This window comes from Desulfomicrobium orale DSM 12838 (assembly GCF_001553625.1).
GTDB classification, from domain to species: domain Bacteria; phylum Desulfobacterota; class Desulfovibrionia; order Desulfovibrionales; family Desulfomicrobiaceae; genus Desulfomicrobium; species Desulfomicrobium orale.
Genome location: NZ_CP014230.1, coordinates 1884093 through 1910572, shown reverse-complemented (window position 1 = coordinate 1910572; position 26480 = coordinate 1884093). Strand labels below are relative to the sequence as shown.

Below are 26480 nucleotides of genomic sequence, written 5' to 3'. Positions count from 1 at the left end.
AGGAAAATCGGCTTGTTAGAGCCCCAAATACTTACCATCCGTGGGAGCCGACCAAGTCCACAAAAGCCACACAGCCCTGGTCCTCGTGGTGGATGCGGTCTTCCTTCTTGAAAATGCGCAGCAGGCGCTGGTCCCTTCTGGTGCGGCCCACCGGAATGACCATTATTCCCGGATCGGTCAGCTGAGCCAGAAGCGGTTCCGGCACTTCGGGACCGCCCGCCGTGACGATGATCCGGTCAAAAGGTCCTTCTTCAGACCACCCCAGAGTTCCATCGTCCAGTTTGACCTGGATATTGAAGAGCTTCATCTCCAACAGGCGGTTACGCGCAATCAGATACAGCTGCCGAATGCGTTCCACCGTAAAAACATCGGCTCCCATGGCGGCGAGAACGGCAGCCTGATATCCCGAGCCCGCACCTATTTCAAGAATGCGCATCCGCGGCCGGACCACCAGAAGCGAACTCATCAGGGCCACAATATAGGGCTGAGACAGAGTCTGCCCGAACCCGATGGGCACCGGATGATCTCCGTAGGCCTGAGCCTGCAACGCCTCATCGACGAAGAGGTGGCGGGGAATCCGGCGCATGGCGGCGAGAACGCGGTGATCGGAGATGCCTCTGGCTTCGATCTGCCGCACCATCCGCTCCCGATTGCGCTGGAACCCTCTCAAAAAACCTCCCCGGCATCCGCAACTCACTGGGACATACAGAAAGATAGGACGAAACAGATTTCACCATGCAAGTCAACAGGCTCCGCCGTACGCGCGGCCCGGACAGGTTTTCCTTGCCCGCTCCGGTGGAATGGGAAACAATATGTAAAAAGGAGAAAACCATGTTTCTCGTAAAAAACATCATGACCCGGGACGTCTTCACCCTGACTCAGACCGACAGCCTGAGCGCGGCCAGAGATCTGATGGATCTGGCCCGCATCCGCCACATTCCCATCGTGGACGGTCAGGGCAACTTCGCCGGGCTGCTCACCCACCGCGACATCCTCGCCGCGGCTGTCTCGGAACTGGCCGGCATCAACCGCAGGACTCAGGATGAGATCGAGGCGGGCATTCCCATCCGCGAGATCATGCAGCGCGACGTATGCACCGTATCCGCGGACATGCCCCTCAAAGAAGCCGCGAAACTGCTTCTGGAGGAAAAATACGGCTGCCTGCCGGTGGTCAGCGGGAAAAAACTTTGCGGCATCATCACCGAAGCCGATTTTCTGCGACTGACTATCGAACTGATGGAAGCCGTGGAACCCGAAGACTGACCTGCAGCCGAAAAAGAGCGGGTCAGAAAAGCCAGACGGCCGCCAAGCCCAGAAAGGTGAAAAAACCGATGCTGTCTGTCAGGGTGGTCAGGAAGATGCTGGATGCCTGAGCCGGATCGCGGCCCAGCTCCTTCAGAATGAGCGGGATGGACGCCCCGGCCACGGCGCCGATGATCATGTCCGCCCACAAGGCCAGCGCCATGACAGCGGCCAGTCCCGTGTTGTGCGTCCAGGCCAGAAGCCCCAGAAAAACCAGCGTGCCCACGATGCATCCGTTGGCCAGTCCGATCTTGCCTTCCCGGAGCACGGCCCCCCAGCTTTTCTTCCTGTCAAAGCGTTCCATGGCCAGCTGCCGGATCATCACTGCCAGGGATTGCTGGCCGGTATTGCCCGCCTGATTGGCCACAATGGGCATCAGGGCGGCCAGAATGGCCATCTGGGCGATGGTGCCCTCGAACAGATGAACCACGAAGGCGGAAACGGCCGAGTTCAACACGTTCAGGATGAGCCAGGGCAGCCGCATCCTGAGGGAGTAAGTCCAGGGCGAATCCACGGTCTCATCGGCGCCGGCGCCCACCATGGACTGCATGTCCTCGCTGGCTCCGGCCTGGATGATGTCGATGACGTCGTCCACAGTGACCGTGCCCAGCAGGCGCTGCTCATGGTCCACCACGGGCAGGGCCAGAAAATTGTAGCGGCTGATGAGCCGGGCGACTTCTTCCTTGTCCGCGTCGAAGGGCACGCAGATCAGATTCTGTTCGCGCAGCAGATCCTTGAGCATCATCCGGCCGGGGCTCAGCAGCAGATCCCGCAGGGACAGCACGCCCATCAGATGCCGGTATCCGTCCACCACATAGGCGTAATACGGAATTTCACTCTCTTCCACCCGGTCCCGGATAAGCGCTATGGCCTGCCGCGCGTTCATGGACTGATCCAGAGCCAGGATCTCCGTGTTCATGACGCCGCCGGCCGAATCCGGATCGAACTGGAGCAGATCGGAGATTTCGGCGGCGTCCTCCCGTTCCAGCCTGCGGAAAATCCGGGACCGGACGTCGGTGTCCAGATCTTTTAAAATATCCGCCGCGTCGTCCGGGGACATGGCCTGCAGAATCTCGGCCGCAAACTCGGACGGCAGCTCGCTCATGAGCGCATTGCGGTCGTGACGCTCCATCTCCGTGATGGATTCGGAAGCGTCCTCGACATCCATTTCCCGGATGTATTCGAGCTGCTCCTCCAGAGACAGTTTTTCCAGCTCATCGGCCATATCGGCCGGATGCTGGCTGTCCAGAGAGGCCGACACCCACTGCACGGCGGCATGATCCGGCGGCACGGTCTCCGGTGTTTTTTCCTTTGCGTTCATGGCCGTTGCCCGGTAGCGTAATCGACTCTTCAGGTCAAAAAAGATTTCCTCAACCAGACGAAGCAAGGCATATCTTCTCATGCGGTTCGAAGAAAAAATCCTCATGGAGGCCCCGGCGGAAAAGGTCTTTTCGCTTTATGCCGATGTCCCCGGCTGGTCCTCGTGGGATCCCGACGTCACATCCGCTTCCGTCAGCGGGAGCTTCACGACCGGCACTCTCCGTCCGCCAGAAGGGCCCGAAGCGAAAATCACTTTCACCGAAGTCGCGCCCGGCCGCTCTTTCACCATCGAAGGCAGTCTTCCGCTCTGCGTCATGCGCTTCGAGCACGAACTTCTTCCGATGGCCGGAAAAAACCAGTCCGTGCACCGGGTTTCTTTTTCCGGACTCCTTTCTCCCCTGTTCGGCCGCCTCGCCGGTTCCCGGATACAGGCAGGATTACCCCGCACTCTCAAAGGACTGAAGCGCGCGGCCGAGCGGTCCGGCTGATTCCTCGCTCCTCATGTCTTTTCGTGTGCCAAGTCCGGAAATGTCCATGCGTCATCCTCTCATCGCCAGCCTGAGCGCCGCCGTACTGAACGGCGCATCCTTGAGCGAAGCCCAGGGCCGCTCCCTGACCGCTCTGGACCGCGCCCATACCGTCGAGCTGCTGTTTGCGGCCCATGAAATTGCCAGACATTTCGCACGCACGCCCTTTTCCTGTTCCATCATCAACGCCAAATCCGGAACCTGTTCCCAGGACTGCCGTTTCTGCGCCCAGAGCGCCCGCTACTCCACCAGCGCCCCCACTCATCCTCTGCTGCCTCTGCAGGAGCTGATCGACCGGGGTCTGGCCATGCACGCGGCCGGGGCGTCGTGCTATTCCATCGTCACCAGCGGGCTCCGGCTGACGGATACGGAAATCGACCGAGTCTGCCGCTGCGCCGAATATCTGGTCCGGCATACCCGGCTCACGGTCAGCGCTTCCCTCGGGCTGCTCAGCCCGGAACAGGCCGGACGGCTGGCCCGGTCCGGGCTGTCCCGTTACCACCATAATCTGGAAACCGCCCGGTCTCATTTTACGGAAATCTGCACCACTCATGCCTACGAAGAGGACGTGGATACGCTGCACACGGCCCGCGAGCACGGGCTTGGGATCTGTTCCGGCGGCATTCTGGGACTGGGCGAGACCTTCGATCAGCGCATCGAGCTGGCCGCCACCCTGGCTGAACTGAATGTGGACGTGGTGCCCGTGAATTTCCTGAATCCCATTCCCGGCACGCCGCTGGAAAAGAGCCCGCTCCTCACGCCCCACGACGCTCTCAAGTCCGTGGCCCTGCTCCGGTTCATGCTGCCCCGGGCCGACATCACCATCGCCGGCGGCCGGGAAGCCGTTCTGGGCGACTATCTGTCCTGGGTGCCCCTGGCCGGGGCCAACGGCGTCATGATCGGCAACTACCTGACCACCGCCGGGCGGGATCTGGGCAGAGACATGCGCATGCTGGAGCAGGGACAATGGATCTGGAGCTGATCCTCTCTCCGGACGACGCCTGCTTCCGGGGACATTTTCCGGGCAATCCCGTGGTGCCGGGCTCGCTGATCATGGCCTTGTGCCTGCACGGCATCGGATCGCGCACACCCCGGAAACTGCACGTCCGGCATTTTTCCTTCGTCCGCTTCGCTCCTCCGGGCGCGTACACGCTGACCATTGCCGAAGACGGCCCGGCTTGGTGCTGCACGCTTCGCCAAGGCCCGGACATCTATGCCCGGGGCAGGATAGAACCATGCGCCTGAGTTTTTCCGGGAACACGGTTCTTGTGCTGGGCGGCGGCTGCCGGCTCGGCCTGGAGCTTGTCGGACTGTTGCGGGAGGAAGGTCTGCGGCCTGTGGCCACCTACGCTACAGAGGGCGGCAAGGCGGCACTGACCGGGCGCTTTCCGGATGTGGAACGCATATGCCTGGATCTGGGCGAGCCGGACATGAAGAGGTATCTGGAAACATTGCCCCTCCCGGATGCCGGATATCTGGTGGATCTGGCCCAGGCCCGGCATGAAAACCTACTGGCGGCGGAAGACGAGGCCCGCGCCGGAGCATATTTCCAGGCTCATGTGGCGGGCCGGTTCGCTCTGCTCAAAAGCGTGACCCGGATCATGCTCGCCCGCCGCTTCGGACGCCTGATCCATGTTTCTTCCACCGCCGCCGGGCTGCCCGCGCCGGGGCAGGGGCTTTACAGCGCCTCCAAAAACGCGGCCGAAGCCCTGTACCGGACTCTGGGACTGGAGCTGAGCGGACGGGGCGTGACCAGCCTGAGCCTGCGTCTGGGTCTCATGGACGCCGGGCGGGGAGCGGAATTTCTGGCCTCGGGCGGCGGACGAAATCTCCCTGTGGTAGCCGTGGAACAGGCTGCGGCGACCATTTTCTTTCTGCTCTCGGATCAGGCCCTGAGTCTGACCTGCACCACCGTAACCATGGACGGCGGCCTGACGGCACGCAAATACTGACGCGGCACGGCCGCGAGAAAGCCCGCCACCGCCTCCGCGGAAACCACTGAACCGGCCCGGCCATCTCCTTTCGGGCAGCAGGAAAAATATGAATCATTTCTCCGCCATTGCCGCCATCATCGGCGAAATTCTAGATGTGGACCCGGACTCCATCCGGCCTGAAACTTTCCTCATCCGCGATCTCGGCGCCGAATCCATCGACCTGCTGGAGATAGGCGTGGCCATACAGCACCGGCTGGGCGTGGCCGTGGACGACGACGCGCTTTTTCTGAAAGATGCGCCCGTCATCATCCATCAGCACGAACCGGACGGGGCTGACGAAACCCTGGCCGCCCTGGCCCGCGCCTACCCGCATCTCGGCGGAGAGCGGCTGGCCCGGATACCCGCCGACATGGCTCAGGGCCCCATCCTGCAGGTCGCGGATCTGCTGGCCTATGTCCGCTTCGCTACGGAGAACGGGCGGACATGAACGCCTCCCGGCGGGTGGTCATCACGGCCTGCGGTGCCGTGCTGCCGCCCGGAAAAAGCCCTTCGGCCATTCTGAACGGCCTGCGGCAGGATTTTTCGCCCTTCGAACGCTCCGCCCATGATCCGGAAACAGCCGTCCTGCCCGTGCCGGACTTCGACCTGAAAACGTACACCGGGCGCTTCAAGAACGCCCGGTACCTGCATCGCGGACAGGAATTGTGTCTGGCCGCCGCCATTCTGGCCGTACAGGAATCCGGACTGAGCCGGGAGCGGCTCACGGAGGCCGGTCTGTTTCTGGGCTGCGGCCCCAATCTGGAAGCCGTCCCCCGGCCGGACAAGGCCCTGTGGCTCATGGACTACCTGCCCAACACCCTGGCCGCGGTCACGGCGGAAATTCTGGGCGTGCACGGTGAAAACCTGACCATCCAGACCGCCTGCGCCGCTTCCACCCAGGCTCTGGGAGAGGCATTTCACGCCATCAGGGCAGGGCGGATCGACGTGACCCTGGCGGGCGGCGGGGACTCCCGGCTCTCGGCCCGGGGCATCCGGGCCTACAGGCAGGCCGGAGTGCTGGCCTCGGGCTTTGACCGCCCCGAACGCGCCTGCCGTCCCTTCGACCAAAGCCGTACGGGCTTCGCCGTGGGTGAGGGTGCGGCCATGTTCGTTCTGGAAAGTCTGGAGCACGCCCAGAGCCGGGATGCGGCCATCCTGGCCGAAATAATCGGAGCCGCCTCGTCTCTGGACGGCCAGGGGCTGACCGCGCCGGACCCGCTCATGAGCGCGGCCGAATCCTGCGTGCGGCGCTGCCTGGACAAAATGAGGGGCAAAAGCCTTCTCATCGCGGCCCACGGCACCGGCACCCTTCTGAACGATGCAGCGGAAAGCGCCCTCATGGCCCGCGTCGCGCCCGACGCCTTGACCGTATGCGCCTTCAAATCCCGCCTGGGACACTTGGCCTCGGCCTGCGGCTGCGCGGAGCTGGCGGCAAGCCTCATCTGTGCCGGGGCCGGATATTTTCCGGGCATCGCCAATCTGGACGAGCCCTGCCGCACGGACGTCCCCTTCCTGCGCGAGAGCGCCAATCTGCGGCCGGAAGCCATTCTGGTCCAGAGCTTCGGTTTCGGCGGGCAGAACGCCTGTCTGGGAGTACAGCCATGGACCTGACAAACCGCTTCGACCCGTCCACGGCTCTGGCCGCCATCCTGTCCTGCGACCCTGAAAACATCATCACCCGGACGCCGCCGGACCTGCCCCCGTATCTGCTTCTCGAAGCTCTGGCCCAGACCTGCGGCATGCATCTGCGCTTTCGCCGCCATTTCCTCGTTGACGTCTTTCTGGCCTCCGCCTCCGACCTCGTCTATGAGGAACATCCGGCACCCGTGACCATCAGGGCTCGCCTCACGGGCGAAACCGGCGCGGCGGCCGGCTACGAGGCGGCCGTGGAGTCCAGCCCGCCCTGCCGGATGATCATGGGATACCGCCCCGCTTTGGCCGACACGTTTTTCCGCCGCCGTTTCCAATGTCTGAGCAGCCATTCCTCCATACTCTGAGATCCAGACTGGACGCCTGCCGCGCGAAAGGGCTGGGCCGAAGCCTCCTGCCCGTCTCCGCAAGACGCGGTGGAACCGTCGTGGCGGACGGCCGCCCCTGCCTTGATTTCTGTTCTAACGATTTTCTCGGACTGGGCCGGGATCCGGACCTTTCCCGGCGGCTGGCCGCCCTGTGCCGGGACCAAAGCTCGGGAGCCGGAGCGTCGCGTCTGGTCACGGGCAGTTCCGTTTCCCTGCTGGAGGCGGAAAAAGCCTTGGCCAGGTATTTCGGCTACGAAGCCTGCCTGCTCTTCAGCAGCGGTTTTCTGGCCAACCTGACCCTCGTCTCCGCCCTTTTCTCCTCCCGCGACGCCATCGCGGCGGACAAACGCATCCACGCCAGCCTCATGGCCGGAATCCGGCACAGCCGGGCCGCCTTTCACACTTTCCGGCACAACGATCCGGACCATCTGGAAAAAATCCTGACCCGGCACCCGGTCACGGCCGTGTGCACGGAATCCCTGTTCAGCATGGACGCCGACAGCCCCGATTTCGGCCGGTTGAAGAAACTCAAAGACAGGCACGATTTTTTCTGCATCACGGACGAGGCCCACGCCTTCGGTGTGCTCGGCGACCGGGGACGCGGTCTGGGCCGCGGCACGGCCGACGTGGCCGTGGGCACCCTGGGCAAGGCTTTCGGATTTTTCGGATCTTTTGTACTCATGCCGGAAACCGTGCGCGAGTATCTGATCCATTTCGGCCAGGGCTTCATCTACACCACGGCCCCGCCGCCCTGGCACGGCGACATGGTTCTGGCGCTGCTCGAACGCATATCGGCAGCCGACGACCGCCGCGCGCACCTGCAGAAGACCGGCGATATGGCCCGCGATCTGTTACGGAGCGCCGGATTTTCCGTGCGCGGCAGGCATCATATTCTGGCGCTGGAAACAGGGGATGAAGCCGGGTGCCAGGCCCTGGCCGAGACCCTGCGCCAGCGCGGCATTCTGGTCTTCGCGGCCCGCTATCCCACGGTACCCCTGGGCCGGGCCATGCTGCGCATCTGCCTGACCAGCGATCATCAACCCGCGGACCTGCTTCGCCTGCGCGACGCCCTCGCGGCCGCTACGGAGTCCCCATGAACATCATTTTCATCACCGGCACGGATACGGACGCAGGCAAGACCATGCTCAGCCTGCTGGTCATGCACGCCCTGCACGGCCGGGACGCGGTGTATCTGAAGCCCGTGCAGACGGGCTGTTCCGATCCCGACACGGATTCCGACCCGGCCTTCGTGCACCGCCACCTGCCCGACGGCCTGCCCACCACACCCGCACAGGCCATCCACGCCTGCCGCGTTCCGCCCAAAGCGCCCCTGTTCGCCGGAGAACCCGTGGACTTTCAGGCCGCCGTAAATTTCGTGCTGGCCCATGCCGCCTGGTATTCCTGGACCGTGGTCGAAGGAGCGGGCGGCGTGCTGGTGCCCGTCACGTCCGAAAAAACCATGCTCGATCTGGCTCTGGAGACAAAGGCCTCCATTCTGGTGGCGGGCCGGGCGGGGCTTGGCACCATCAATCATACCCTGCTCACCCTGGAAGCCATCCGTGCCCGGCAGGGCTCGTGCCTGGGCGTTTTCCTGCTGGACCCGGACGATGCCACGCCCGAAGCCGAACGAAACGAAAACATCCGGGCCATCAGCGGAATTTCCGGCTTTCCCGTGCACGGCGTCATCGGCCGGATCGACAATCCGCTTCATCCCCCCGCCTCCGTGCTGGCCATGATCCACCGGGTACTGGCCACACGTTTCTGAATCCGGGCACTTCCGCTGCGCGAACGGAAGCGGCCGCGTCTTCCGGCCGGGGCATTGACTCCGGCCCCGCACGCCGTTACGGCCCCGCACTTCCGCAACCGTGTTCCGTTCCGAGGAAATCCATGGAGACCCGCGTCCTGCGCGCCAATATCCTGCTTCTGCTCACAGCCCTGATCTGGGGCGCGGCCTTCGTGGCCCAACGCGTAGGCATGGACCATATGGGCCCCATGACCTTCAATGCCGTACGCTTCGCTCTGGGCGCACTGGCCCTGCTGCCCTGCATCGCCTGGATGGACGGCCGCCGGACGGGGCTTGCCCGCGCGTATCCCCTCCGCAACGGCCTGCTTCCCGGCATTGCCCTTTTCCTCGGAGCCTGGCTTCAGCAGCTCGGACTGTGCTACACCACGGCGGGTAAAGCCGGATTCATCACCGGACTCTATGTGGTTTTCGTTCCGGTCATCGGCATTTTTCTGCGCCACCGCTACGGCCCGGGCACCTGGGGCGGAGCCGCTCTGGCCATGGCCGGCATGTATCTTTTGAGCGTCACCGGGGGTTTTTCCATCGGCAAGGGCGATGCCCTGGTACTCGGATCGGCTGCTTTCTGGGCAATTCATGTGCTGCTGCTGGGCAGGCTGACCAAAGGCATTGCGGCGGTGGACGCCCTGCGGCTGGCCTCTGTCCAGTTCGCGGTCTGCGCCCTGATCAGCCTCGCTGGAGCGGCCGTCTCCGAAGATATTTCCCTGTCCGGCATCCGGGCCGGTCTGATCCCCATTCTTTACGGCGGACTTCTGAGCGTCGGCGTAGCCTACACCCTCCAGGTGGTGGCCCAGCGGGACGCCCGGCCCGCTCCGGCGGCCATCATTCTCAGTCTGGAAGCGGTATTCGCCGTCATGGCCGGATGGCTCCTGCTGGACGAAATGCTGACCGCTCGGGCCATGGCCGGCTGCACCCTGATGCTCGGCGGCATGATCTGGTCCCAGTTGCGGCCCTGAAAGCCGGGCCGCACCCGCAATATTCCGTCTCTTTTTGACACAGCGCGCCTTTTCTTTCCTGTTTCCTTCTGACCCGATTTTTCTTTTCCATCCGCGTCCTTCCCGCCCTCTTCCTTCCTTCTCCGGTACCGTCCCAGCTGTCAGTCCAGAAACGGCGCAACTCTGCGGACATTCCGGTCCGTTTTTTCCCGCCACGCCGCCTTCTGGCCCTCTTTTTGCCTGAAAATATGGGAGGTCACGGTCCGGCGCGGACAAAAACAGACACGAATCAAAGGCAAAAAAGGACGCGCATGAAAACCATTCCCGTTGAAGACGCCGTCGGCACGGTGCTGTGCCATGACATCACCCGCATCGTTCCGGGCCGCTGCAAGGAGCCCGCATTCCGGCGCGGGCATGTGGTCCGCCCCGAAGACATCCCCGCCCTGCTCGACATCGGCAAGGCCAACCTCTTCGTCTTCGACCCCAGAGACGGCTACGTGCACGAGGACGAATGCGCCCTGCGTCTGGCCAGGGCGGCCTCAGGGCCGGGAATCTCCATCGGTTCCCCGAGTGAGGGCAAATCCTCCCTTACTGCGAGCCATGACGGCCTGCTGCGCATCGACACGGAAGCGCTCCTGCGCCTCAACTCCGTTCCCGACATCACCTTCGCTACCATTCACACCGGCCAGTTCGTCAAAGCCGGACGGATGGTGGCCGGCACCCGCATCATCCCTCTGGCCATACCCGAAGACATATTGCGCCAAGCCGAAGACATCTGCGCCGGGAACGCCCCGCTCATCGAGGTGCGCCCCCTGCGAGCGGCCCGGGTCGGCGTGGTGACCACCGGCAGCGAGGTCTACACCGGACGGATCAAGGACGGTTTCGGCCCCGTTCTCAAACGGAAATTCGAGCATCTGGGGTCCTCCATCCTGGATCAGGTATTCGTTTCGGACCAGGTGGACATGACCATGGACGCCATTTCGGATCTGGCCGGACGGGGAGCGGATTTCATCGCCGTGACCGGCGGCATGAGCGTGGATCCGGACGATCAGACTCCGGCGGCCATCCGCCGGACCGGAGCGGAAGTGGTTTCATACGGCGCGCCCATGTACCCCGGAGCCATGTTCATGCTGGCCTATCTGGGAGATATTCCCGTGGTGGGGCTGCCGGGCTGCGTCATGTACCACAAGGCCAGCATCTTCGATCTGGCCGTGCCGCGCCTGCTGGCCGGAGAACGCCTCTCCAGGCAGGACATCGAGGCTCTGGGGCACGGAGGACTGTGCGAAAACTGTCCGGACTGCCGCTACCCGGTCTGCGGGTTTGGAAAGGCGTAGGCCGCGGCGGGCTTGTGGAAAGCAGGGAAACATCCCTGAGGAGAAATATATAATCTGAGCCGCCACAAATTCGGAGGAACGCGCATGATCAAGAAAACAATCGTGGTCAACGGAGTCGCCAGAAATCTCGTAGTGGACGCGGAAGATACCCTGGCCGACGTCATCCGCAGAAGTCTCGGTCTGACCGGCACCAAGGTCGGCTGCGGCGAGGGTCAGTGCGGCGCGTGCAGCGTCCTCATGGACGGCAAAGTCGTCCGCTCCTGCGCCACCAGGATGAAACGCGTGGAGGACGGAGCGAACATCACCACCATCGAGGGCATCGGCACCCCGGCCAGTCCCCATCCGCTCCAGCTGTCCTGGATGCTGCACGGCGCCGCCCAGTGCGGCTTCTGCTCTCCAGGCTTCATCGTCTCGGCCAAGGGGCTTCTGGATTCCAACCCCAGGCCCACGCGGGAAGAAGTCCGCGACTGGTTCCAGAAACACCGCAATGCCTGCCGGTGTACCGGTTACAAGCCTCTGGTGGACGCCGTCATGGACGCGGCCAAGGTGCTGCGCGGAGAAAAGAGCGCGGCGGATCTGGAGTACAAAATTCCCTCCGACGGCCGCGTCTGGGGCACCAGACATCCCCGGCCCTCGGCCCTGGGCAAGGTCACCGGCACTCTGGACTACGGCGCGGATCTGGGCCTGAAACTGCCGGAAAACGCTCTCATGTGCGCCCTGGTCCAGGCCGAGGTATCTCACGCCAAAATCCTGTCCATCGACACGTCTGAAGCCGAAAAGATGCCCGGCGTGTACAAGGTGGTCACACACAAGGACGTCAAGGGCAAAAACCGCATCACCGGCCTCATCACCTTCCCCACCAACAAGGGCGACGGCTGGGACCGCCCCATTCTGTGCGATGAGAAAATCTTCCAGTACGGCGACGCCATAGCCATCGTCTGCGCCGACACGGAGAAAAACGCCAAGACCGCGGCCAAAAAAGTGAAGGTGGAGATAGAACAGCTGCCCGAATACATGAGCGCTCCCGCAGCCATGGCCGAGGACGCCATCGAAATCCATCCGGGCACGCCCAACGTCTATTACATCCAGAAGGTGGCCAAGGGCGAGGAAACGGCCCCCATCTTCGACCAGGCCGACGTGGTCGTCGAAGGCAGCTATTACACCCAGCGCCAGCCCCATCTGCCCATCGAGCCGGACTGCGGCTTCGCCTACATCGACGACGACGGCAAACTGATCATCCATTCCAAATCCATCGGCCTGCACCTGCATCTGTACATGATCGCGCCGGGCCTGGGTCTGGAGCCCGATCAGCTGGCTCTGGTGCAGAACCCCACGGGCGGCACCTTCGGCTACAAGTTCAGCCCGACCATGGAAGCCCTGATCGGCGCGGCGGCCCTGGCCACCGGACGGCCCGTATATCTGGGTTACAACTACCGCCAGCAGCAGGCCTACACCGGCAAGCGCTCGCCCTTCTTCACCACTGTGCGCTACGCCGCCACCAAGGACGGCAAGCTTCTGGGCATGGAAACGGACTGGACCGTGGACCACGGCCCATACTCGGAGTTCGGCGATCTGCTGACCCTGCGCGGCGCCCAGTACATCGGCGCGGGCTACGACATCCCCAACATCCGCGGCGAAGGCCGGACGGTCTGCACCAACCACGCCTGGGGCGCGGCCTTCCGCGGCTACGGCTCGCCGGAGAGCGAGTTCGGTTCCGAATCCCTGATGGACGAGCTGGCTGAAAAGCTGGGCATGGACCCCTTTGAACTGCGCTATAAAAACGTCTACCGTAAGGGTTCCACCACACCCACGGGTCAAGATCCGGAAGTGTACAGTCTGCCCGAGATGTTCGACCTCATGCGGCCCAAATACGAGGCAGCCAAAAAGCGCGCGGCCGCCGCATCCGGCAACGGTCTCAAACGCGGAGTCGGCGTGGCCCTCGGCGTGTACGGCGCGGGTCTGGACGGCGCGGACAGCGCCGAAGCAGACGCCGAACTCATGCCCGACGGCAGCGTGACCATTTACGACTGCTGGCAGGATCACGGCCAGGGCGCGGACATGGGCACCCTGGGCACGGCCCACGAGGCCCTGCGGCCCCTCGGCATCGGCCCGGACAGGATCCGTCTGGTCATGAACGACACCCGTCTGGCTCCCAATACCGGCCCGGCGGGCGGCAGCCGGTCCCAGGTGGTAGGCGGGCAGGCCATCATCAACGCCTGTGAGCAGCTCATCAAGGCCATGACCAAGCCCGGAGGCGGTTTCCGCACCTACGATGAGATGGTCCAGGAAAAACTGCCTCTGCGCTACAACGGCAAGTGGACGGCCCCGGCCAAGGACTGCGATGCCGACGGACAGGGCAATCCCTTCGCCTGCTACATGTACGGCCTGTTTCTGGCCGAAGTGGCGGTGGATACGGCCACGGGCAAGACCACCACGGAAAAAATGACCATTGTGGGCGACATCGGCGTGGTCAACAACTACTCTCTGGTGGACGGACAGGTATACGGCGGCCTGGCCCAGGGCATCGGCCTGGCCCTGACCGAAGACTATGAGGACCTGAAGAAGCACGCCACCATCCGGGGCGCGGGCATTCCGTATATCAAGGACATTCCTGACGACATGGAGATCATCTATGTGGAAACCCCGCGTCCGGCCGGACCGTTCGGCGCCTCCGGTGTGGGCGAGATGCCACTGACCGCGCCCCACGCGGCCGTGATCAACGCCATCTACAACGCCTGTGGAGCCCGCGTGCGCGAACTCCCGGCCCTGCCGGAGAAGGTTCTGGCGGCCATGAAGAAGTAAGAGAAGAATCCGCAGGGGCTTCCCCTGCACCCCTTTCACACGGTTCGTTCCGGGCGGGTTTTTCCTGTCCGGAACGAACCGTGTGAAAAGGGGTGGAAATTTCCCGCAGCCGGGCGCGCTCCATGCACATATCCTGACCGGCCGGGAGAAGTTCCTCGTTACACACCGCTTTCCAAAGCGGCGATACGGCCCGAAACCATTACGAGTTGAAATTCAGCGATCCGTAACAAGCGGAACAGACTATGGACCAGAAGGAACTGCGGGAATGGGAAGCCAAATGCATCCAGGAAGAACCGCCCGCATGCCGGGCCGGGTGTCCTCTGGGCGTGGATGCACGGGCCTTCGTCCTGGCCATGGGACGGGACAATCCGCGCGCGGCCTGGGCCGTGCTGGAAAAAACCATGCCACTGGCGGGCATCACGGCCAGACTGTGCGAAGCGCCGTGCGAAAAATTCTGCCTGCGAAAAGATCTGGGCGGCCCGCTGGCCATCGGCCTGCTGGAGCGATCCTGTGCGGCCCGCTGCGATACGCGGGCCAAAATTCTGCGTCTGCCCGCCCGGCCCAAGAAGGCGGCCGTCATCGGCTCGGGGCCGAGCAGTCTGGCGGTGGCCTTCGACCTGGGCAAAAAAGGCTACCCGGTCACCGTATATCATCTGGACACGGCACCCGGAGGCTGGCTGCGCGATCTGCCCGATGAAATCCTGCCCGCCCGCGTTCTGGACGAGGAGATCCGCATTCTGGAATCTTTGCGCGTGTTCTTTGCCGCCGCCGAATCTCTGGATCTGGCGCTGATTGAGGCCCATCCGGCCGACGCCGTGTACATCGGCCAGGACGACCATACCGATCCAGCCCTGCTGGCGGCTCTGGGCAAGGCCGACGCCCGGACCATGGCCCTGGAAAAACCGGGCTGGTTCACCGGAGGCGCGGTCCCGTGCGAATTCCGTTTCATCGGCGCCCTGTCCCACGGCCGGGAAGCGGCGACCTCCATGGACCGCCATCTTCAGGGCGCGTCTCTTACGGCCAGCCGCGTCTTTCCCCGCTCCGGACACACGGACCTGTTCACCAATCTTCAGGGCATCCGTCCCGAGCCACGCATCGTGCCGGCACCGCCCGGCGGGTACGTGCCCCAGGAGGCCACGCAGGAAGCCTCGCGCTGCATCGACTGCCAGTGTCTGGAATGCGTGCGCCACTGCGTGTACCTCAGGGAATACGGTGCCTACCCCAAAACCTACGCCCGGCGGGTGTTCAACAATTCGGCCATTGTCCAGGGCGCGCGGCAGGCCAACAAGTTCATCAATTCCTGCGCCCTGTGCGGGCAGTGCGAAGTTCTCTGTCCCAACAGCTTTTCCATGGCCGACATGTGTCTGGACGCCCGGCGGCAGATGGTCCGCGAAAAGCGCATGCCGCCCTCGGCCCACTGGTTCGCTCTGGAGGAAATGCGTTCGGCCAGGTCAGAAGGCGCGCTGCTGGCCCACGGTCCGGGACAGGACAAAAGCGCGGTGCTGTTTTTTCCGGGCTGTCAGCTGGCGGGCATCCGGCCGGACCAGACCGCGCGGCTGTATGAGCGCCTGCTGGAACTGGAACCGGCCACCGGAGTCTGGCTGGACTGTTGCGGCGCTCCGGCTCACTGGTCCGGACGGACCGGGGAATTTTCCGGCCTGTGCGACGATCTCCGGCAGCTTTGGGAACAGTCCGGACAACCGCGCATTCTGGCCGCCTGTTCCACATGTCTGAAGATGTTCCGAGAACACCTGCCCGGCCTTGAAGTGCTGTCCGTGTGGATCTTTCTGGCCGAACATCCTGTGAAAGGGACGGCTGCCCCTGGCCTCCCGCTGGCCCTGTCGGATCCATGCACCGCGCGCCATGACGGCCTGACCCGTGCGGCCGTCCGAGCTCTGCTGGAAAAGGCCGGACAGCCCCTGGCCCCGCTTCCCATGTCCGGCGAACTGACCGAATGCTGCGGTTTCGGCGGGCTCATGGACAGCGCCAATCCCGATCTGGCCCGTAAAACGGCCGAAGCCAGAGCCGCCCAGAGCGACGACTGCTTTCTGACTTACTGCGCCATGTGCCGGGACCAGCTGGCCAGAACCAGAAAGCCCGTCCTGCATATGCTGGACGTGCTCTTCCCCGATGCCGCCCATCCGGCCGGCGAACCTCCGGCGGGCATTTCCACGCGCCGGGCGAACCGCCGCCGCCTGAAAAACGATCTGCTTTCCGGTTGCGGACGGCCTCCAGCGCCTGCAGCTCCCTGGGAAAGCCTGCCCCTCTCCATTTCCGGGCCCGTGGCCGAATTGCTGGAAAAGCGGCGCATTCTGGAGGACGATCTGCGCCGGGTGCTTTTCCGGGCCAAAGAAAGCGGAGAATATTTCACTCACGGGGAAGACGGCCGGGAAGTGGCCTCGGCCCGGCTGGGCGAAGTCACCTTCTGGGTGGAATACCGGCCTCTGGACGGCGGCTCCGAAATCCTGAACGTCTGGAGCCACCGCATGCGGATCGGCAAGGAGGGCGCATGAGCCTCAGTTTTCTGCCCGAGGACATGAACTGGACATGCCGGCCCTGCGGCGCGCGTCTTAAACCGGGCAAGACCGAGCTGACCTACCTGGGCGGCTCTTTTCAGGTGGAACTGCCGGTCTGTCCCGTGTGCGGACGGGTTTTCATCTACGAAGCGCTGGCCATGGGCCGTATGCTCGAAGTGGAACAGCTGCTGGAAGACAAATGACGCGGGCGAGCTCCGACAAGCGCGCAAACCATGCATTCCAGGCACGACATGACCACCCTGCACCTCTCAGATCCCGTACGCCGGACTCTGGGAGCGACTCTGCGCCCCGGCGGCGAACTCCTGACCCGGCGCATGCTGGAACTGGCCGCGCCGGAACCCGGCAGCATGGCGCTGGACGCCGGATGCGGGACCGGAGCCACTCTGGCCCTGTTGCGGGACTACGGCCTGCGCCCCCTGGGGCTCGATCTGGACGCCACCCTGCTCGGCGAGGCACGCAAGACGGGTGTCCGGGCTGTGCGGGGTGATCTGGCCCGCATGCCGCTGGCCCCGGCCTGCATGAATCTGGTCATCTGCGAATGCGCGTGGAATCTGACGGACAAGAGCTTGGCCATGACGGAATTCGCGCGCGTACTCAGACCCGGAGGCAGACTTCTTCTCTCCGACATTTTTGCACGCGGCGAAACGAACAGCTCCTGGCCCGTACGCTGCTGCTTCGCCCAGGCCGCCACTCTGGACGATACCCGGAAGCGGATGGAAGCGGCCGGATTTGCAGTGGAAGCGCTGGAAGACCACTCCCCCCTGCTGGCCCGGACAGCGGCGGAGTTCGTTTTCCGCCATGGTTCCCTGCACGGTTTCTGGCGGGCCGTGACCGGCGACGAAAAAATGGCCGCCGAGGCCTGCCAGGCGGCGCAATCCAGCCGTCCCGGACTCTTTCTGCTGGTAGCCGTGCGAAAACCCGGAGTCTCCGCCACGCCGCCCGCACCGTCAGAGAATGAAAATCTGAAAGACCCCGGCCCCGCCATCAACACAAGGAGTTTTCCATGAGCGACTACGATCTCGACATCCTGCGTCTGGGACATGCGGGCTATTGCTGCGCTCAGGTCGTCATGCTTCTGGGTCTTGAGCAGTCCGGCGCGGACAACCCAGGTCTGGTCCGGGCCATGGCCGGGCTGTGCTACGGCTTTTCCTCCAGCCGGGGAGCCTGCGGAACGCTGACCGGCGCGGCCTGTCTGCTGTCCTGGTACGCGGGCAAGGGAGCACCGGAAGAGGAAGCCCACGAGCGACTGCCCCTCATGCAGGCCGAACTGGCCGAATGGTTCGAGCAATACGCCCGGGAGCGTTTCGGCGGCATCCGCTGCGCGGACATCGTGGACGACGGCAAACCCGATCCACAGACCTGCGGCGGTCTGGTGGCGGAATGCTTCGGCAAGGTGATGACCCTGCTGGCGGAAAACGGCATCGATCCTCTGGACGCAGCCCATGCCTGAACAGGATCCGAAGCGGCACCTGTCCCATGCGGACAGCGTATGCCCGCAATGCCTGCGCCGCATCCGGGGAGAGCTTGTCCAGCGCGGCGAAACCGTGCACCTGGAAAAACACTGCCCCGAACACGGCTTCTTCTCCGCCGCCGTCTGGCGCGGCAATCCGCCTTTCTCGGGCTGGGTCCGGCCCAAAATTCCCTTTCCGGGCGGCCCGCGCGAACAGACGCGGCGCGGATGCCCTTTCGACTGCGGGCTGTGCTCCGCCCACGCCCAGCGTACCTGCACGGCTCTGGTGGAAGTCACGGAGCGCTGCAATCTGTGCTGTCCGGTCTGCTTCGCCGACAGCGGCGGCAACACTCCGGACCCGGACCTGGAGACCCTGCGCCGCATGTTCGGCCGGATCATGGACCGCACCGGCGGCTGCAACCTGCAACTTTCGGGCGGGGAGCCCACCGTCCGCGAGGATCTGCCGGATATCGTCCGCGCAGCCGGAAAGGCCGGATTCTCCTTCGTGCAGCTCAACTCCAACGGTCTGGCTCTGGCCCTGGAACCGGAGCTGGCCCATCTGCTCAAGGATGCCGGGCTGTCGTCCGTCTTTCTGCAATTCGACGGAGTGACGGACGCCGTGTTCCGGCGGCTGCGCGGCCGGGACCTGCTGGAAGTGAAATGCCGGGCCGTGGAGAATCTGGCCGCGGCGGGTCTGGGTGTGGTGCTGGTGCCGACCATCGGACGCGGAGTGAACCTGGACCAGCTCTGGGAGCTTGTGCGCTTCGGCCTGAAACACCTGCCCCACGTACGCGGCGTGCATTTTCAGCCCGTGAGCTATTTCGGCCGCGTTCCCGCCGATTTTGTCCCGGATCACGTCACTCTGCCGGAAATCATGACCGGCCTGGCCCGGCAGAGCCGGGGGCTGGTCAGGACCAAAGACTTCCTGCCGCCGGGATGCGAGCACGCCCTGTGCTCCTTTTCGGGCCGCTTTCTGGTTCAGGAAGACGGAAGACTCACGCGCCTTGGAGCAGCCCGCTGCGACTGCGCCCCGCAACCGGCCGAGGCCGGAGCCCTGAAATCCATCGCCGTCACGGCCAGACAGTGGACCGCCCCGGATTCTCCTCCGGACGGGGAAGGCGGCGACGATCTGGAGCGTTTTCTGCGCCGGGCGCGCACCCATGTATTCGGCATTTCGGGCATGGCCTTTCAGGACGCCTGGACTCTCAATCTGGAACGGCTGCGCGGCTGCTGCATCCATGTGGCCCGGCCCGACGGCCGTCTCATTCCCTTTTGCGCCTTCAACCTGACTTCCCGCTCGGGACGGCCCCTGTACCGGCCCAGACGGGAAAACCCTGGGCAGTGAGGGCCGCGGCAGTGGGCAGACAGAACAACTCCGCGAAATTCCCGGAAGAACACCGGCAGCCCGTGCGTCCCACGCCCGTTGACGCCCTGACCGCCCGCCGCCTGAATCTGGCTCTTCCTCTGGACCGGAATCGAATCGAGGCGGCGCAGATGGCCGCCCTGCGCCGGACAGTGGCTCATGCCCGGGCAAACAGCCCCTGGTACCGCCAGCACCTCGATATTCACGCCGGGGATTTACGCGGCCGGGAGGACTTGAGCCATCTGCCCCTGCTCCCGGCCGGGGAACTGGCCGCCCATGCGGATGAACTGCTGTGCGTATCCCGAGGTGACGTGGCCCGCATCATGACTCTGCATACTTCGGGCAGCACCGGCGCGCCCAAGCGGATATTTTTCACCCGCTCCGACCTTGAAAGCACCCTGGAATTTTTCCGGGAAGGCATGACGGCCCTTGCCGACGGCCGGGACAAGGTGCTGGTTCTGCTGCCCTTTGACCGCCCAGACAGCACGGGAGATCTGCTCATCCGGGCCCTGGCCGGAGGCGGCGTTTCCGCTTCCGGGTACTGGCCTCCTGATTCGGGCATGGCGGAGTGCGTCCTGAAAAACGGCTTTTCGTGCGTGGTGGGACTGCCCCAGCATCTGCTGGCCCTGTCGTACGGCCTGCCCCACGGCGCGGTGCGGACCATGCTGCTGTGCTCGGACTACGCCCCGTCTGTCTTGCGCGAACGGATGGAAAACATCTGCGGATGCGAGACCTTTGTGCATTACGGCGCCACGGAAACGGGCCTGGGAGGCGGCGTGGAATGCGCCGCCCATGACGGCTGCCACATGCGCGAGGCCGATCTGCTGGTGGAAATCGTGGCCCCGGAAAGCGGCCGGCCCCTGCCTGACGGCGCGGAGGGCGAGGTGGTCGTCACCACCCTGAACCGCCAAGCCATGCCGCTCATCCGCTACCGCACCGGCGATACGGCCAGGCTCACACGCACCGTCTGCCGGTGCGGCGGCGCCACGGCGAGAATTTACGGCATCCGGGGACGCCGGAACCTCGTCCGTCTGGACGGCGGTACGCTGGACAGCCAGACTCTGGATGACGCCCTCTTCGCCCTGGAGGGCGTGCTGGACTACCGGGCGATGCTGCTCGGTGCAGATGGCGGGGACACGCTGGATATCGAGATGCTGGCCCGAACGGAAGCCTCCACGACAGAATGCCTCCGGACGCTGACCGGCATCCCGGCGCTGGCCCCGATGGCGGCGCGAGGGAGACTCCGCGTCTCGTCCATAGCTGCCTTTTCCCCATCGCACACCATGAAACGCGTTATCGCCGACCGGCGCGGGAGGAAATCATGAAAGCACTGGTGGAAACCCTGGCCGATGTGCTCAGGCAAGGACAGAAGGCCGTCCTGTGCGGAATCGTGGATGATTCGGGCTCTTCGCCACGCTCGTCCGGAGCGCGCATGCTGGTTTTCGCCGACGGCACCTTCACGGGCTCCATCGGCGGCGGCGCGGTGGAAGGCGCGTGCCTGAACGAGGCAGCGGCGCTGCTCCATGCTCCCGAGAAATACCGCATCCTGTCCTTTGAACTGACGGCCGCCCAGTCCGCCGAAAGCGGCATGGTCTGCGGCGGCGGGGTCACGATTCTGCTGCAATGCCTGACTTCTGGGGATCTGCCGCTTTTCGAGGACGCCCTGAACCGTCGGGACACCCCCATGCTGCTGACCGTCATCCCGGCGGCCGGGGCGGCGCCTTTTCTGGCTCTGTGGACCACGGCGGATGAAACGGCCGCCCCGCTGCCCGCCGCCCTGCGCACGCAACTGGCCCGCAAGGCCGCTACACGACGGCCCTTCCGGCTGGAGACGGAAGATACGCGCGTGCTGGCCGAGCCTCTGTCCCCACCCGTGACGGTGCATGTGGCCGGGGCGGGACATGTGGGCAGGGCCATAGCGCATCTGGCGCATTTCACCGGTTTTGATGTGGTCGTTCTGGATGACCGGCCGGAATTCGCCAACGCCGGGCGTTTTCCCCAAGCCAGAGAAGTGCGCGTGGTGAAAAATTTCCAGGATTGCCTGGGCAGCCTCGATGCGGACGATTACGTGGTCATCGTCACCCGCGGCCATCTGCATGACCGCCACGTTCTGGCCCAGGCCCTGTGCACGCGGGCCGGATATGTCGGCATGATCGGCAGCCGGAGCAAACGCGAGTCCGTGTATTCCTCCCTGCTGGAGGAAGGCTTCACCCAGGCCGATCTGGACCGGGTCCACAGCCCTATCGGCCTTGATATCGGCGCCGAGACGCCTGAGGAAATCGGTGTGAGTGTCGTGGCGGAACTTGTGGCCGTCCGGGCTGGCCGCGCATGAACCGCCCGCTTCCGGGAGCGGCCATTCTGGCGGCCGGTTTTTCCTCACGCATGAAGGGATTCAAGCCGCTCATGCATCTTGACGGACGCACGTTGCTGGAGTGGTGCGTGTCCTCCTTCCGGGCGGCGGGCGTTGAAGACATCCGCGTGATCACCGGGCACCGCGCATCCGAGGTCCAGGGCGAAGCCGAACGCCTGGGCATACGGGCCGTCCACAACCCGGAGTACAAGCGCGGCATGTTTTCTTCCGTGCGGGCAGCGGCGGCCACGAGTAAAACCGATTTTTTCCTGCTGCCCGTGGATATTCCGCTTGTCCGCCCCACCACCATCAGGATGCTGATCACGGCCGACAAGGTTCCCGCCAGTCCATGCTTCGAGGGCGAGCGCGGGCATCCGGTGCTGCTCCCGGCCCGGCTTGTTCCAGAACTTCTGGATTACTCCGGAGAAGGCGGCCTGCGCGGATTCCTGGCCGGACAACATGTGGAGGAGGTGCCTGTCTGGGACCAAGGCGTGCTCATGGACGCGGACCAACCCGTGGATATGGCCCGGCTGGAGGACAAGGTCCGGCGGCTGGATATTGGCGAACGGGCCGAAGCCATGGCCCTGGCCCGGCTGAGCATGCCGGCAAAGGGCCTAGGCCATGGAGCGGCCGTGGCCCGCGCCGCCCTGTGCATGGCCGAGGCACTCAATAGCCACGGAGCGGAACTGGATATGGAACTTACGCATAACGCCGCCCTGCTGCACGATATAGGCAAGGGCGTTCCGGACCATGAAACCGCCGGGGCCGCCCTGCTTGACGAACTGGGGTTGGGTGGACTCTCAGCCGCCGTAGCTGCCCATCGGGATGCGTCCCCTCCTGATGACGGCCGGATCACGGAAAAGGAGATCGTCTATCTGGCCGACAAGCTGGTCCGTGGTCCCTCGCGCGTCAGCGTGGAAGAACGTTTCACGCAAAAGCTCACACTCTACGCCGGGGATGAAGCGGCCTGCCGGGCTATTTTTGAACGCAGACAGAATGCTCTGGCCATGCAGAGGTTGGTGGAAGCCCGAACCGGGCGGAATATCGAAGACATTCTGGAAGAAATGCCGTGAGTATCATCTATCTGCTGCGCCATGGGGAAATCCCGCAAAGCTCGCCCCGCCGCTTTGTAGGCCAGCGCGACCTGCCTCTGACCGCGACGGGCCGGAATCAGATGGCCGCTCTGGCCGAAAGGTTCGCGGACAAAGGTCTGGAACGCATCGTGTGCAGTCCCTTGTCCCGCTGTGTGGAAAGCGCCGCCATCCTGGGCCGGAGCCTGCTGACGCCGGAGATACATGCGGATTTGCGCGAAATTTCTCTGGGACAGTGGGAAGGATTGACTGTGGACGAGGTTCGCCGCCTCTTTCCGGGGCAATACGAACTGCGCGGCCACGATCTGACCGGCTACGCACCACCTGAAGGCGAGAGCTTCGGGGAGGTGCAGGAGCGCACCTGGAAGACTTTTCTGGACATTGCGGCCGGAGAAAATACCGCGGCCATCGTGGCTCACGGCGGTGTGAACCGGGCTATTCTGTGCCGTGTGCTGGACATGCCCCTGCAGCATGTTTTCCGGCTGGCGCAGGACTATGCCTGTGTCAATATCCTGCGCCGGGACGCGACAGGATTCGTGCTGGAGCGCATGAACATGGTCTGACATCCAGCCCTGAAGTAATAAAAAACCCTCGCGGATGGCGCCATCCATGCGAGGGTTCCACAGCTTCGAAAAAACACCCCCCGGCGGTGAGGTATGCGATCTCGGCTACAGCACCCGCAGCGTTCTGGAAAACCGCACGCCCTGCTCCGCCGCCTGAGCCAAGGCCTCTTCTCCGCCGAGTACGCAGACAAGACCGGACGCCGCCTTTTCACGCAATGCCGCTCCCAGTTCCCGGATATGGCGCGGCTCGGTGGCCAGCACCTCGTCTCGGATGCGCTGGCGCACTTCGTCGGTCACCCCGGCCAGATACTGGGTCAACGCGGCGAAACCTTTGGCATCCGGCAGCTGATACGGATCCAGATCGCCGGATGTGCCGATGACGGCCTTGAGCAGATCGCCGTTATCCAGATCCGCGCGTTCCAGAAAAGCCCCGCTGCCGTCAAAAGCCTCGATGGTCGAGATGATATTCGGGTCCCGGTAGGAGCCGAAGCTCATCAGCCCGGAAAGGCGCCCGTAGTTGCAGAATCCACCGTAAGCCCCACCCAGCACGCGCACCTGTTCCCACAGCCAGCTCGTCCGCAGATACTTGGCCGCCACCAGAGTGGAACCATCTGAGACGTATCCGCGCAGATCGCAGACCTTGCCCACATAATTGACCTGGGCCGGGATGCTTAAGCCTTCATGCAAGCAGGCCGTCTCCCCGGAACGTTCCGCTGCCGTAAGGCCGTTTTCTTCCGGCAACAGCACCAGAAAATTACGAAAATACTCTTCTTGGGCCGCCAGAAAATCCTCCCCGGCCGTCAGATTCAGCACCGCTCCAGGTCTGCGCACCACCAAACGGCGCAAGGTTTCCAGTTCCTCCAGAACACCGGTCCAGTCCTCTTCCACCCGCCGGATCAACTCCCGCAGGAAAAACAGATTCTCTATACCACCCATCTGTTCCTGCATCCAGTCAGCCCGGTTGAAGCAGGAGCGCAGCCGCAGCCCCACAAAATGATGCCCGGAAGGAATGAGCGCCTGTTCGAACCCGGCTTTTTCCTCCAACAGCATCTGCCGGAACCGCTCACGGTCATCGAAGCGGGTCAGCATCAGGGCGTCGTGCACAATATCCAGCATATCCCCAGTCCGCCCGGACACGGCCTTGGCCCGCATGATCAGCCGGGCCACGGGCTCGGGGCTGTCTTCACGCTGGGAAACCAGGCTGCGCGCGTGGACTCCGCCCGTCTGGCTGTTGATACGCTTGGAAAAGGCAACATAATCCTCTCTGGTGGTACCCATCTCTGTCAGCCCCCTGGCGAACAGAGGCACCAGAGGCAACAGCCGGTCAGGCACGCCCCCCAAATCCAGAGCCAGATCCATATAACAGATGTCGTTGGTGGGCAGATCATGCAGCAATGCCACAGTCTGTTCCCATTCCCGCCTTTCGGTGGGCACCATCCGCACCTTGGGATCGATATCCGCACGGGAAAGCACGGGCAACAGAGCCAGACTTTCCAGAGCATCGGGAGTTTCCTGCATATCACGCAACAGACGCGTACGCCGGATCAGATCTTCATCGTTCAGGCCGCATTTGTCGCGCAGGGTCCGGATCAGCGCCTGCTCTTCCTGCTCCATGCGGGCTGCGACCCCGGCCTCCGGGGTCAGCAACACCGTGCTGTGATGCCGGTTTTCCAGCAGATAGCGGCGGATGAGATCCTCAAAGACCTTTTCGCCGTCGGCCAAGCGCTTCTTGATTCTGTCCAGCGGTTCCTCAAAAGCCACCAGAGCCAGGGGAGCCTGATCATCGTACAGCCAAGTCGCCAGGGAGCGCAGCATGACCATGAGCCCGCGCGGATAAGATCCGGTGTTGTTTTCACGCAGGTCGAATTCGGCGGAGTTGATGCCGGCCTCAATCAAATCCGGCTCAAAACCATCTTTCACAATGCGCTTCAACGTATCTGTGACGAGGTCGCGCACGGTCTGAAAATTTTCAGGACGCACCCCCTTCATGCCCACGGAGTAATACATCTGGGCCATTTCATGTTCCAATCCGGCCCCGGTTAAATCTTCACCCAAGCCCGATTCGATCAGGGCCTGACGCAGGGGAGAAGCGTTCATCCCGGTGAGCAGCCCGTCCAGAATTCTGCATGACAGAATTGTCTGGGGATCTTTCGTACCCGGCAGCAGCCAGTTCATGGTCAACATGCCGCTCTCATCCTCACCCATGGCTTCAAACGGCTGACATATCTCCACGGGAGTGCTCAGAGGCTCCTGGACCGCAACGGCAGAAGCCGTCTCCAGCGCTTCGAATTGATCCAGATATTCACGCAAAAGTTCCAGGCGGGTTGCCGGATCATCATCTCCATAGAAAAAGATCCAGGCATTGGACGGATGATAATGAGTGCGATGGAAATCCAGAAATTTCTCGTAGGTGAGGCTCGGAATAACCGAAGGATGACCGCCAGAGTCCAGTCCGTATGTGGTCTGCGGGAAGAGGGACTGCTGTGAGAGCTCGGCCAGACGGGAGTCAGGTGATGAATATACCCCTTTCATCTCATTGTAGACCACTCCCTTGATGGTCAATGACGTTCCAGCCTCTGGCAGATCCAGATGCCACCCTTCCTGTTCAAATATTTCACGGGAAATGCGCGGGAAGAAAACAGCATCCAGATATATATCTACCAGATTGTAAAAATCTTTCAGATTCTGGCTGGCGACAGGATAGCATGTCTTGTCCGGATAAGTCATGGCATTCAGAAATGTCTGCAAAGAACCTTTCAGCAAATCCACAAAAGGCTCTTTCACCGGGTACTTACGGGATCCACACAACACTGAGTGTTCAAGAATATGCGCCACACCTGTCGAGTCTTCAGGAGGGGTTCGGAAGGTAATTCCAAAAACTTTATTTTCATCCGCATTGCATATGGAAAGAATACGCGCCCCAGTCTTATCATGAACATACATATCCACTTTGGATGCAATTTCTCCCACTTTAACAGATAATATACTGGTATAACCAGATAAATTCATCTGAGCTCCTGTTGGTAGTATTACTTCTTCTAAAAAAGACCATTAAAAAATAATTGGAGGCAGCGTAAAATGCTCCCTCCAATCATAAATGAATGCTGTCCCAAA

25 protein-coding genes are annotated in these 26480 nt (G+C 63.2%); 22 read left to right on the top strand and 3 right to left on the bottom strand.

Translation table 11 applies throughout. The annotated features are described in order from the left end of the window. Positions 1 to 31: 31 nt before the first annotated feature. Positions 32 to 670 (bottom strand): protein-L-isoaspartate(D-aspartate) O-methyltransferase, encoded by a 639-nt coding sequence (locus AXF15_RS08825; RefSeq protein ID WP_151192334.1) that lies wholly within the window; start codon positions 668 to 670, stop codon positions 32 to 34. Positions 671 to 831: 161 nt separating this feature from the next. Here AXF15_RS08825 and AXF15_RS08820 point away from each other — a divergent pair, with 161 nt between their 5' ends. Beyond that, positions 832 to 1263, top strand: a complete 432-nt coding sequence (locus AXF15_RS08820; RefSeq protein WP_066606195.1) for a CBS domain-containing protein — start codon at positions 832 to 834, stop codon at positions 1261 to 1263. A 22-nt stretch (positions 1264 to 1285) separates the two neighbouring features. Here AXF15_RS08820 and mgtE read toward each other — a convergent pair whose 3' ends face one another. Continuing rightward, positions 1286 to 2623: a magnesium transporter gene (mgtE, locus tag AXF15_RS08815; RefSeq protein ID WP_066606192.1), complete on the bottom strand. Its 1338-nt coding sequence runs from the start codon at positions 2621 to 2623 to the stop codon at positions 1286 to 1288. A gap of 79 nt (positions 2624 to 2702) precedes the next feature. Between mgtE and AXF15_RS08810 the strand changes: the two genes are divergently transcribed. The 21 genes from AXF15_RS08810 (at position 2703) to AXF15_RS08710 (ending at position 23366) form a co-directional block, all read left to right on the top strand. Then, positions 2703 to 3110 (top strand): SRPBCC family protein, encoded by a 408-nt coding sequence (locus tag AXF15_RS08810; protein WP_066606190.1) that lies wholly within the window; start codon positions 2703 to 2705, stop codon positions 3108 to 3110. 46 nt (positions 3111 to 3156) lie between these two features. Further along, on the top strand, positions 3157 to 4131 hold the full coding sequence (gene bioB / locus AXF15_RS08805; protein WP_066606189.1) for a biotin synthase BioB: 975 nt from the start codon (positions 3157 to 3159) through the stop codon (positions 4129 to 4131). After that, a complete protein-coding gene (locus AXF15_RS08800) occupies positions 4116 to 4394 on the top strand; it encodes an ApeI family dehydratase (RefSeq protein ID WP_066606187.1) in 279 nt (92 codons plus the stop codon). The genes bioB and AXF15_RS08800 overlap by 16 nt, the downstream gene beginning before the upstream one ends. Continuing rightward, positions 4385 to 5101: an SDR family NAD(P)-dependent oxidoreductase gene (locus tag AXF15_RS08795; RefSeq protein ID WP_066606184.1), complete on the top strand. Its 717-nt coding sequence runs from the start codon at positions 4385 to 4387 to the stop codon at positions 5099 to 5101. The genes AXF15_RS08800 and AXF15_RS08795 overlap by 10 nt, the downstream gene beginning before the upstream one ends. Before the next feature lie 88 nt (positions 5102 to 5189). After that, a complete protein-coding gene (locus AXF15_RS08790; RefSeq protein ID WP_066606181.1) occupies positions 5190 to 5570 on the top strand; it encodes an acyl carrier protein in 381 nt (126 codons plus the stop codon). Then, complete coding sequence (locus tag AXF15_RS08785; RefSeq protein ID WP_066606178.1) at positions 5567 to 6733, top strand: beta-ketoacyl-[acyl-carrier-protein] synthase family protein; 1167 nt, start codon at positions 5567 to 5569, stop codon at positions 6731 to 6733. Before AXF15_RS08790 ends, AXF15_RS08785 begins: the two co-directional genes overlap by 4 nt. Next, on the top strand, positions 6724 to 7119 hold the full coding sequence (locus AXF15_RS08780) for a hypothetical protein (protein WP_066606176.1): 396 nt from the start codon (positions 6724 to 6726) through the stop codon (positions 7117 to 7119). The genes AXF15_RS08785 and AXF15_RS08780 overlap by 10 nt, the downstream gene beginning before the upstream one ends. Beyond that, the gene (locus AXF15_RS08775; RefSeq protein WP_083517959.1) at positions 7089 to 8237 is read left to right on the top strand and encodes an aminotransferase class I/II-fold pyridoxal phosphate-dependent enzyme; all 1149 of its coding nucleotides are present in this window, start codon (positions 7089 to 7091) and stop codon (positions 8235 to 8237) included. The genes AXF15_RS08780 and AXF15_RS08775 overlap by 31 nt, the downstream gene beginning before the upstream one ends. Next, the gene (gene bioD, locus AXF15_RS08770; RefSeq protein WP_066606167.1) at positions 8234 to 8905 is read left to right on the top strand and encodes a dethiobiotin synthase; all 672 of its coding nucleotides are present in this window, start codon (positions 8234 to 8236) and stop codon (positions 8903 to 8905) included. Before AXF15_RS08775 ends, bioD begins: the two co-directional genes overlap by 4 nt. A 122-nt stretch (positions 8906 to 9027) precedes the next feature. Next, positions 9028 to 9897 carry a DMT family transporter gene (locus AXF15_RS08765; RefSeq protein WP_066606164.1) on the top strand — a complete coding sequence of 290 codons (870 nt, stop codon included), beginning with the start codon at positions 9028 to 9030 and terminating at the stop codon, positions 9895 to 9897. Positions 9898 to 10187: 290 nt separating this feature from the next. Continuing rightward, positions 10188 to 11210, top strand: a complete 1023-nt coding sequence (locus AXF15_RS08760; RefSeq protein WP_066606161.1) for a molybdopterin-binding protein — start codon at positions 10188 to 10190, stop codon at positions 11208 to 11210. Positions 11211 to 11294: 84 nt separating this feature from the next. After that, complete coding sequence (locus AXF15_RS08755) at positions 11295 to 14012, top strand: molybdopterin-dependent aldehyde oxidoreductase (RefSeq protein ID WP_066606158.1); 2718 nt, start codon at positions 11295 to 11297, stop codon at positions 14010 to 14012. Between the two features lie 242 nt (positions 14013 to 14254). After that, the gene (locus AXF15_RS08750; protein ID WP_066606156.1) at positions 14255 to 16525 is read left to right on the top strand and encodes a pyridine nucleotide-disulfide oxidoreductase/dicluster-binding protein; all 2271 of its coding nucleotides are present in this window, start codon (positions 14255 to 14257) and stop codon (positions 16523 to 16525) included. Continuing rightward, positions 16522 to 16731 (top strand): DVU_1557 family redox protein, encoded by a 210-nt coding sequence (locus tag AXF15_RS08745; protein WP_066606154.1) that lies wholly within the window; start codon positions 16522 to 16524, stop codon positions 16729 to 16731. The genes AXF15_RS08750 and AXF15_RS08745 overlap by 4 nt, the downstream gene beginning before the upstream one ends. A 30-nt stretch (positions 16732 to 16761) precedes the next feature. Continuing rightward, positions 16762 to 17556: a DVU_1556 family methyltransferase gene (trsM, locus tag AXF15_RS08740; protein WP_083517958.1), complete on the top strand. Its 795-nt coding sequence runs from the start codon at positions 16762 to 16764 to the stop codon at positions 17554 to 17556. Further along, positions 17553 to 17999 (top strand): DVU_1555 family C-GCAxxG-C-C protein, encoded by a 447-nt coding sequence (locus AXF15_RS08735; RefSeq protein ID WP_066606148.1) that lies wholly within the window; start codon positions 17553 to 17555, stop codon positions 17997 to 17999. Before trsM ends, AXF15_RS08735 begins: the two co-directional genes overlap by 4 nt. Then, positions 17992 to 19344 (top strand): radical SAM (seleno)protein TrsS, encoded by a 1353-nt coding sequence (trsS, locus tag AXF15_RS08730; RefSeq protein WP_066606145.1) that lies wholly within the window; start codon positions 17992 to 17994, stop codon positions 19342 to 19344. The genes AXF15_RS08735 and trsS overlap by 8 nt, the downstream gene beginning before the upstream one ends. A 62-nt stretch (positions 19345 to 19406) precedes the next feature. Then, a complete protein-coding gene (locus AXF15_RS08725; RefSeq protein WP_151192333.1) occupies positions 19407 to 20687 on the top strand; it encodes a DVU_1553 family AMP-dependent CoA ligase in 1281 nt (426 codons plus the stop codon). Then, positions 20684 to 21694 carry an XdhC family aldehyde oxidoreductase maturation factor gene (locus AXF15_RS08720; RefSeq protein ID WP_066606141.1) on the top strand — a complete coding sequence of 337 codons (1011 nt, stop codon included), beginning with the start codon at positions 20684 to 20686 and terminating at the stop codon, positions 21692 to 21694. The genes AXF15_RS08725 and AXF15_RS08720 overlap by 4 nt, the downstream gene beginning before the upstream one ends. Continuing rightward, positions 21691 to 22785 carry a DVU_1551 family NTP transferase gene (locus AXF15_RS08715; RefSeq protein WP_066606139.1) on the top strand — a complete coding sequence of 365 codons (1095 nt, stop codon included), beginning with the start codon at positions 21691 to 21693 and terminating at the stop codon, positions 22783 to 22785. The genes AXF15_RS08720 and AXF15_RS08715 overlap by 4 nt, the downstream gene beginning before the upstream one ends. Next, positions 22782 to 23366 carry a histidine phosphatase family protein gene (locus AXF15_RS08710; protein WP_066606137.1) on the top strand — a complete coding sequence of 195 codons (585 nt, stop codon included), beginning with the start codon at positions 22782 to 22784 and terminating at the stop codon, positions 23364 to 23366. The genes AXF15_RS08715 and AXF15_RS08710 overlap by 4 nt, the downstream gene beginning before the upstream one ends. A 105-nt stretch (positions 23367 to 23471) precedes the next feature. Here AXF15_RS08710 and AXF15_RS08705 read toward each other — a convergent pair whose 3' ends face one another. Then, entirely contained in the window at positions 23472 to 26375 is a 2904-nt protein-coding gene (locus AXF15_RS08705) for an insulinase family protein (protein ID WP_066606131.1), read from the bottom strand. Between the last annotated feature and the right edge of the window lie 105 nt (positions 26376 to 26480).